Origin of the sequence: Tunicatimonas sp. (assembly GCF_049647865.1) — a bacterium.
GTDB lineage: Bacteria > Bacteroidota > Bacteroidia > Cytophagales > Cyclobacteriaceae > Tunicatimonas.
This window is the reverse complement of the sequence record NZ_JBARYM010000786.1, coordinates 1-6,299: the sequence shown is the minus strand read 5'-3', so window position 1 is coordinate 6,299 and position 6,299 is coordinate 1. Positions and strand designations below refer to the sequence as shown.

At 43.0% G+C, this 6,299-nt stretch carries 8 protein-coding genes; 4 read left to right on the top strand and 4 right to left on the bottom strand.

Annotated elements, in window-relative coordinates:
- On the bottom strand, window positions 1-278 hold a 278-nt coding region (locus tag WBA23_RS22850; RefSeq protein ID WP_424584593.1), incomplete at its 3' end, for a Gfo/Idh/MocA family protein.
- A gap of 100 nt (window positions 279-378) precedes the next feature.
- On the opposite strand from WBA23_RS22850, the gene WBA23_RS22845 reads away from it, so the two are divergent.
- The 4 genes from WBA23_RS22845 (at window position 379) to asnB (ending at window position 3,896) form a co-directional block, all read left to right on the top strand.
- On the top strand, window positions 379-747 hold the full coding sequence (locus WBA23_RS22845; RefSeq protein WP_424584592.1) for a hypothetical protein: 369 nt from the start codon (window positions 379-381) through the stop codon (window positions 745-747).
- An 8-nt stretch (window positions 748-755) separates the two neighbouring features.
- A complete protein-coding gene (locus WBA23_RS22840; protein WP_424584591.1) occupies window positions 756-1,340 on the top strand; it encodes a YdeI/OmpD-associated family protein in 585 nt (194 codons plus the stop codon).
- 32 nt (window positions 1,341-1,372) lie between these two features.
- Complete coding sequence (locus WBA23_RS22835; RefSeq protein WP_424584590.1) at window positions 1,373-1,837, top strand: septal ring lytic transglycosylase RlpA family protein; 465 nt, start codon at window positions 1,373-1,375, stop codon at window positions 1,835-1,837.
- 142 nt (window positions 1,838-1,979) lie between these two features.
- A complete protein-coding gene (gene asnB / locus WBA23_RS22830) occupies window positions 1,980-3,896 on the top strand; it encodes an asparagine synthase (glutamine-hydrolyzing) (protein ID WP_424584589.1) in 1,917 nt (638 codons plus the stop codon).
- 56 nt (window positions 3,897-3,952) lie between these two features.
- Here the strand turns inward: asnB and WBA23_RS22825 are convergent, their stop codons facing one another.
- From WBA23_RS22825 to WBA23_RS22815, 3 genes are all read right to left on the bottom strand, one after another.
- Window positions 3,953-4,255, bottom strand: coding sequence for a twin-arginine translocase TatA/TatE family subunit (locus tag WBA23_RS22825; protein ID WP_424584588.1), 303 nt, complete (start codon window positions 4,253-4,255; stop codon window positions 3,953-3,955).
- A gap of 73 nt (window positions 4,256-4,328) precedes the next feature.
- The gene (locus tag WBA23_RS22820; protein WP_424584587.1) at window positions 4,329-5,225 is read right to left on the bottom strand and encodes an alpha/beta fold hydrolase; all 897 of its coding nucleotides are present in this window, start codon (window positions 5,223-5,225) and stop codon (window positions 4,329-4,331) included.
- A gap of 290 nt (window positions 5,226-5,515) precedes the next feature.
- Window positions 5,516-6,094 carry a Crp/Fnr family transcriptional regulator gene (locus WBA23_RS22815; protein ID WP_424584586.1) on the bottom strand — a complete coding sequence of 193 codons (579 nt, stop codon included), beginning with the start codon at window positions 6,092-6,094 and terminating at the stop codon, window positions 5,516-5,518.
- Window positions 6,095-6,299: the final 205 nt, after the last annotated feature.

Here is a 6,299-nt window from a genome sequence, read left to right as displayed (position 1 = left end):
TTCCCAGCCTCCAGTGCCATCAGCGTATAGTCCAGATGAGAATTGGGAGGAGTAGCAATATAGACCGCATTAATATCGGCTTGGTTGAGCATTTTGGCCGCATCATCGTACCATTCTGGCACTTGGTGACGGTGAGCAAAGTCAGCGGCCTTTGCAGTATTGCGCCGCATTAAAGCTACTAGCTGAGAGTTCGCTATTTTTTGAAATGCCGGACCACTTTTCATTTCAGCTACATCGCCTGAGCCAATCATACCCCACCGAATTGTTTTATTACTCATAAGTATCAGTTTATTGGGGAAGTTACAAAATCCCAAGAAAGGATAAACCTTGACACAATAATTTTAGGTTTTATCGTACTTTGGTAAAAAGTAAGCCATTATGCTATCACACATCAAACTGAATAAACCCACGCTCATCCGCTGGAAAGTGTATATCGACCGAGCCCGAATGTACATTGGTTACATCCAGTTTTTTATGATTGGAATTGTCTTTATGGAAACTTTCCGCAATGAACCGTTCGGCCAACTGATTTTCCAATACATCTATATCTCTATTCCGATTCTATTTGTGCTGTTTATCGTCGGCTCAATTATTATTGGCTACTTAGATTCTCGCTTCGGACTACGGGAAGAAGAGTTGCGGAACCTATCGAGTTCTAACCCCGTACTGCGCGACATTCAGCGGGAATTGAGTGAAATCAAACAATCAGTGCAGCATCTGGAGGTACAAAACTCTTCGGAAACGTAAAGCATAGTATGGCAATTCGTAAAGATTTTCCGCAGTATTATCCCGAAACTCGACAGCAGTGGCGCGACTGGCTAGCTGAAAACCACGTAACTGCCGACGGAGTTTGGCTGGTATATTACAAGAAGGGTACAGGTAAACCTACGGTCACTTACGACGAAGCGGTAGAAGAAGCACTCTGTTTTGGCTGGATTGATAGCGTACCTAATAAATTGGATGATGAACGTTATAAGCAGCTATTTTCGCCCCGTAACATCAAGAGCCCTTGGAGCAAGCTGAACAAAGAGCGAGTAGCTCATTTGCTGAAAAGTGGCCGCATAACCGATGCCGGACTGGCTAAAATTGAAGCCGCTAAACGGAATGGTTCCTGGACGATTTACGATCCGGTGGAAGCCCTTGAAATACCAAACGATTTGCAACAGGCACTAGCCAACAACCCAGCGGCAGAAAAGTACTTTACGCAGTTTGCCCCCACTTATAAAAAAGGAATTCTGTGGTGGATTATCAGCGCGAAACGTGCTGAAACCCGACAAAAACGAGTAGTCAAAACCGTAGCGATGGCCGAACAGAATCTAAAAGCTAATTTTGATGGATAAAGCACTTGCCCCTCAGTACAGCTCGGTTAGGTATGCATTTTGCAATTGTATCAATAGATTCTACAATCAGTTTGATGATGAAACTAAACAGATTGCTGCATGGGACTTGGCTGCTGATAATGGCGTGTTCGTTGCGGACAGCTGAGGAACCCGCGTATAATTTCGCTCAAAGTGGTCAAGCTTCTTACTACGCTAATTCTTTAGCGGGAAAACCAACCGCGAGCGGTATTCTCTATCAGCCAGACAGTTTAACCGCTGCTCACCGACACCTTCCCTTCGGAACAGTGGTACAAGTCGTCAACCCAGCTACTCAGCAGGAAGTTATTGTGACCATCAACGACCGCGGCCCTTATCATCCCCATCGTATTATTGATTTATCGCGAGCTGCTGCCCAGCAGATTGGTATCATCCGAGTCGGAGTGGCTCCCGTTACCGTAAAAGCTATACTGCCTACTGTGGTAGCTGATAGTTTGAAAAAACAATTAAATAGTGAGTAATGCAGAAAGTAAGGCTCTACTAAGTGTTTAGCTGTAGACCATTAACTGTGGACTTACCCGTTAGGATATTCCCCCAAATCCTACTAAATCGTAAGCTAAAGGCATTATCAATTTTTAACTATCCATCGTCAATTAATACGTTATGTGCGGAATTACCGGATTGTACGCTTTTAATGAGCTAGGCAAGTTTCACATGATTAAGTTGGCTGCGGCCACCGATGCTTTAGAATCGCGTGGACCTGATTTTGGGCAGCATGATTTGTTAGATCACGTGGGATTGGGGCATCGCCGATTGTCTATTATTGATACCTCGAGGGAAGGGAGCCAGCCCATGAAAGACGCTAGTGGGCGCTACACTATTGTTTTCAATGGTGAGATTTACAATTACCGAGAACTACGGCAAGAGCTGAATGGAGCTGATATCAACTTTGTTTCTCAATCCGATACGGAAGTATTACTGTACTGGCTTATTCACCACGGCATAGATGGACTAACTGAGGTGAATGGTTTTTTTGCTTTTGCCTTTTTCGATGCTGAAGAAAATCGAATGTGGCTAGCCCGAGATCGGTTTGGCATTAAACCATTGCTGTACTACCATGATGAAGATAAGCTTTTCTTCGCTTCTGAGATGAAATCACTACTTACTTTCGGAGTAGAGAAACAACTAGACTATTCATCGCTTCTTCACTATTTGCAACTGAACTACATTCCGGCCCCTCACACTATCTTTCAAAAAGTAAAAAAATTACTGCCGGGCCAATATGTAGAAGTTGCTAAGGGAAATACCGAGCGGGTGAAAGTGGGTACATACTATGAACTTACGGCTGATGCATTTAATCAATCCGTAGGTTCTCTTTCTTATCAGGCTCAACAACAGCGGCTACGAGAACTACTCGATCAGTCAGTACAACGGCGATTGGTAGCCGATGTGCCTCTCGGTTCATTTTTAAGCGGAGGTATTGATTCATCGGTAATTACCGGATTGGCCCGACAGCACGTGGACTCATTCAGCACGTTTTCTATTGGTTATCGCGATGAGCCTTTCTTTGATGAAACGAAGTACGCTAAGCTAGTTGCTCAGAAGTTTGAAACTAATCATACCGTATTCTCTCTTACCAACGATGATCTATATCGTCATTTGCACAGTATGCTGGATTATTTGAGCGAGCCATTTGCTGATTCGTCCGCTTTACCAGTATATATTCTAAGCAAAGAAACTAAGCAGCGCGTAACTGTCGCTCTTTCGGGTGATGGTGCTGATGAGATATTTTCCGGTTATAACAAACACTTAGCCGCCTACCGAGCGATGCACCCCGAATGGGCTGAACAGCTAGTAGCGAAGGGGTTACCCCTGTGGCGGCAAATGCCTAAATCTAGAAATAGTTGGCTATCTAACAAAGCTCGTCAATTTGAGCGGTTTGCCGAAGGAATGCAGCTAAGTCCTAAAGAACGCTACTGGCACTGGGCTACCTTTCTAACTTCCGAAAAAGCTACTCGCTTATTGAGCAGCAACTCGCTAAAGCAACTATCATTAGAAGAAGCTAAATCTCGTCAATCACAGTGGCTTAAACCTGTTTCGGATACGGCTGAAGATATTAGTCAGGTTCTATTAGCTGACACTCAACTGGTTTTGCCTAACGATATGCTTACAAAAGTAGATCTAATGTCAATGGCTAACGGATTGGAAGTGCGGGTACCATTTCTAGACCACGAAGTGGTAGAGTTCGCTTTTCAGCTACCCGAAGCCAGCAAAATCAATCGCCAAATGAAGAAGCGAATTGTACAGGATACTTTCCGATATATGCTCCCACCTGAACTTTATCGGCGACCTAAACATGGTTTTGAAGTCCCATTGCTACCCTGGTTTCGCACTGAACTGAAAAGCACCATTACGCACGACCTGCTAGACGATCAGTTTATTGAAGAACAAGGCATCTTCAGTGTTGAAGAAATTCAATCGTTGAAGAAACAACTATTTTCCCCTAACCCCGGCGATGTACACGCCACAACTTGGGCACTAATTGTATTCCAATGGTGGTGGAAACAACACAGTCATTAATAACGAATGCTTAACGAATGATGCGTATTCTACTACTCATCAATCATTGTCAATCCTTACCCGTTGCTCTGGTTTCCATCCTCTGTCTTCCTTTCTTCCGCGGAAGGCGTAGGCTCAACAACTACTGGCTCAGCCGGCGGAGGGGCGGTAGCTGTTGTTGTTGGTCTTTTGGGTTCGGAGTTCTCTCTCTCTACCTCGTTTTTAATCTCTTTGGTAGCATTTTTAAACTCTCGCATTCCGGTACCTAAACCACGAGCCAGCTCTGGAATTTTTTTAGCTCCAAAAAATATTAGTATGATGGTAACAATCAGCAGAATTTCCCATCCGCCCAAGCCACCGATAAATAATAAAGTACTCATAATAATGTTATTTACTTCCAATACTAGATAAGAAAATTACTAACAGAAAGCAATAGTTAATTTAACTAATTACTTATGCATAATTATTTGCGTTAGCTTTCTCTTGAACTAAAAATGACTCTAGCGCTACAATAGTTTCATCAGTTCGCTCTTCTTGCAAAAAATGACCGCAACCCCAAGTTTTCACCTCAGCTTGAGGCAGTCGATTAGTCCAGCGATTCAGGTAATCCGTAGTAATAAACTCATCTTTTGTTCCCCACAAAATGAGCCAAGGTTTCTCACTTAGCCTATCTAACTTTTCCCACTGTTCTTGATACCACGCCGAAGAACCACCTAGCGACTCCGCTAACCGAAGTAACGAATGTCGAGAATCTTTAGTAGGAAAAGGAGAAATATAATGCTGATGAATGTTTTGGGACAGCACTTTCTTATCATTGAATCCTTTTTTAAGTAATACTTTTGGAGAGAAATTAAGATTTAAATAAAGGAGCTTGCCTAACCAACTACGAGCAATTTTATCAATCTTCTTCACTGCCGGATTGGATGCGGTTTCCCACAGCCACGTATTGAATAGAACCACTTGCTTAATACGGTCCGGCTGATCGAGTGCTGCTGCCAATCCAATTGGCCCACCAAAGTCGTGAACAACCAAAGTAATATTCTGTAAGTCTAACTGTTGGATAAAATCTGATAGGTTTTGGGCGTGCTCTTGGGGACGGCCCGCAAAAACGTGAGGCTTATCAGATAGACCGAAGCCCAGATGATCTACGGCAATGCAGCGGTAATTCTTTGAAAGCTTTTTAATAAAATCACGGTACAGAAACGACCAAGTAGGTGTTCCGTGAACGAATAAAATAACATCACCCTGCCCTTCATCAATATAGTGCATCTTACCGGATGAAAGAGAAATATAGCGATGTTCAAAGGGGTACAGTTCGGTGTCTAACCATTTTAGTGCTGAGTTTTTCATGACTGATTTTGTAGAGTGAAATAATGTTTGAATAAAGTTCTCTACGAAGGTCACCGATTATTGAGAGAGAAGTCTTGGTCTACACCAAGATTACAGAAGCTGTTTGAAATATTAATTCAATAGTAAAATACTGGGTTTTGAGCGGTAGACACATGAACGGAACGAGGCGGGGCCTCCCGGGCACTTTTAAATTCATTACGATGTAGCTGAGACTATGAGCTAAAAAAAATAGTGATGCTGAAGTTGAAAAGATATATTTATAGCTTGAAAAAACTAGTTCAAATAGCTTCTTATGTTTTTACGGAATTGAGTAGCTTACTAAAGTTAGTAGGGTCAATCCGCAGGTAGGAAGCTAAGTCTTTATGCGGAACCATGTTTAGTAAGTGCGGGCTACGCTGTACAAAGGCAGTAAACCGACTCTGAATATCCATCGCCATTAGCTCGTACTGCCGCTGAACCAGCCCTACCAGTACCATCTCAGTAGCTTTCCTTACCAAGGTTTCAATAGGGCGATACTGCTGCATTAATTGCTGATGCTGCTCGTGGGAGATCCGCAAAAATTTACTATCCGAGATCGCCTCCAGAAAGTAGTGGGAAGGAGTTTGGGTGATGAACGATTCGGGAATACCGGAAAAGGAAGGCGGATAAGTAAATGCAATTACATGGGGTTTGCCTTGATGCAGGTAGTACGATTTCTGGATACCTTCCTCCACAAAGTAGATGTACCGCTCCGTCTGCCCCTGAAAGGTAATAGTTGTCTTCTTCGGGCAGTGAAACAGTTGCCAGTGCGATAAGTAGTCAGACAGAATAGTAGCATCTACCGGATGAATGGCAGTGAGAAAATATGCGATGGAGAGGATATCAGGCATCGGGTGAATATACGCACGGAAAAAGAAGCAGTTTTACTTTTAAAATAGATAACTGGATTTAAGTACTTCCGTATGATACAGTATGAGAAAGCTGCCAGTAATTTTACTTTTTGCTCTCTTCACTCAGTGTTCTGACGACGATGAATTAATTTCGCTGAACCGTGATTATTTTTTAGGATCATGGCAAATAGATACCAATACTCCT

What these genes read in the sequence shown, in the direction of transcription:
- WBA23_RS22820 (WP_424584587.1), bottom strand. Translation starts at nt 5,225, where the DNA reads ATGAAAAACTCAGCACTAAAATGGTTAGACACCGAACTGTACCCCTTT.
- WBA23_RS22840 (WP_424584591.1), top strand. Translation starts at nt 756, where the DNA reads ATGGCAATTCGTAAAGATTTTCCGCAGTATTATCCCGAAACTCGACAG.
- asnB (WP_424584589.1), top strand. Translation starts at nt 1,980, where the DNA reads ATGTGCGGAATTACCGGATTGTACGCTTTTAATGAGCTAGGCAAGTTT.
- WBA23_RS22825 (WP_424584588.1), bottom strand. Translation starts at nt 4,255, where the DNA reads ATGAGTACTTTATTATTTATCGGTGGCTTGGGCGGATGGGAAATTCTG.
- WBA23_RS22835 (WP_424584590.1), top strand. Translation starts at nt 1,373, where the DNA reads ATGCATTTTGCAATTGTATCAATAGATTCTACAATCAGTTTGATGATG.
- WBA23_RS22815 (WP_424584586.1), bottom strand. Translation starts at nt 6,094, where the DNA reads ATGCCTGATATCCTCTCCATCGCATATTTTCTCACTGCCATTCATCCG.
- WBA23_RS22845 (WP_424584592.1), top strand. Translation starts at nt 379, where the DNA reads ATGCTATCACACATCAAACTGAATAAACCCACGCTCATCCGCTGGAAA.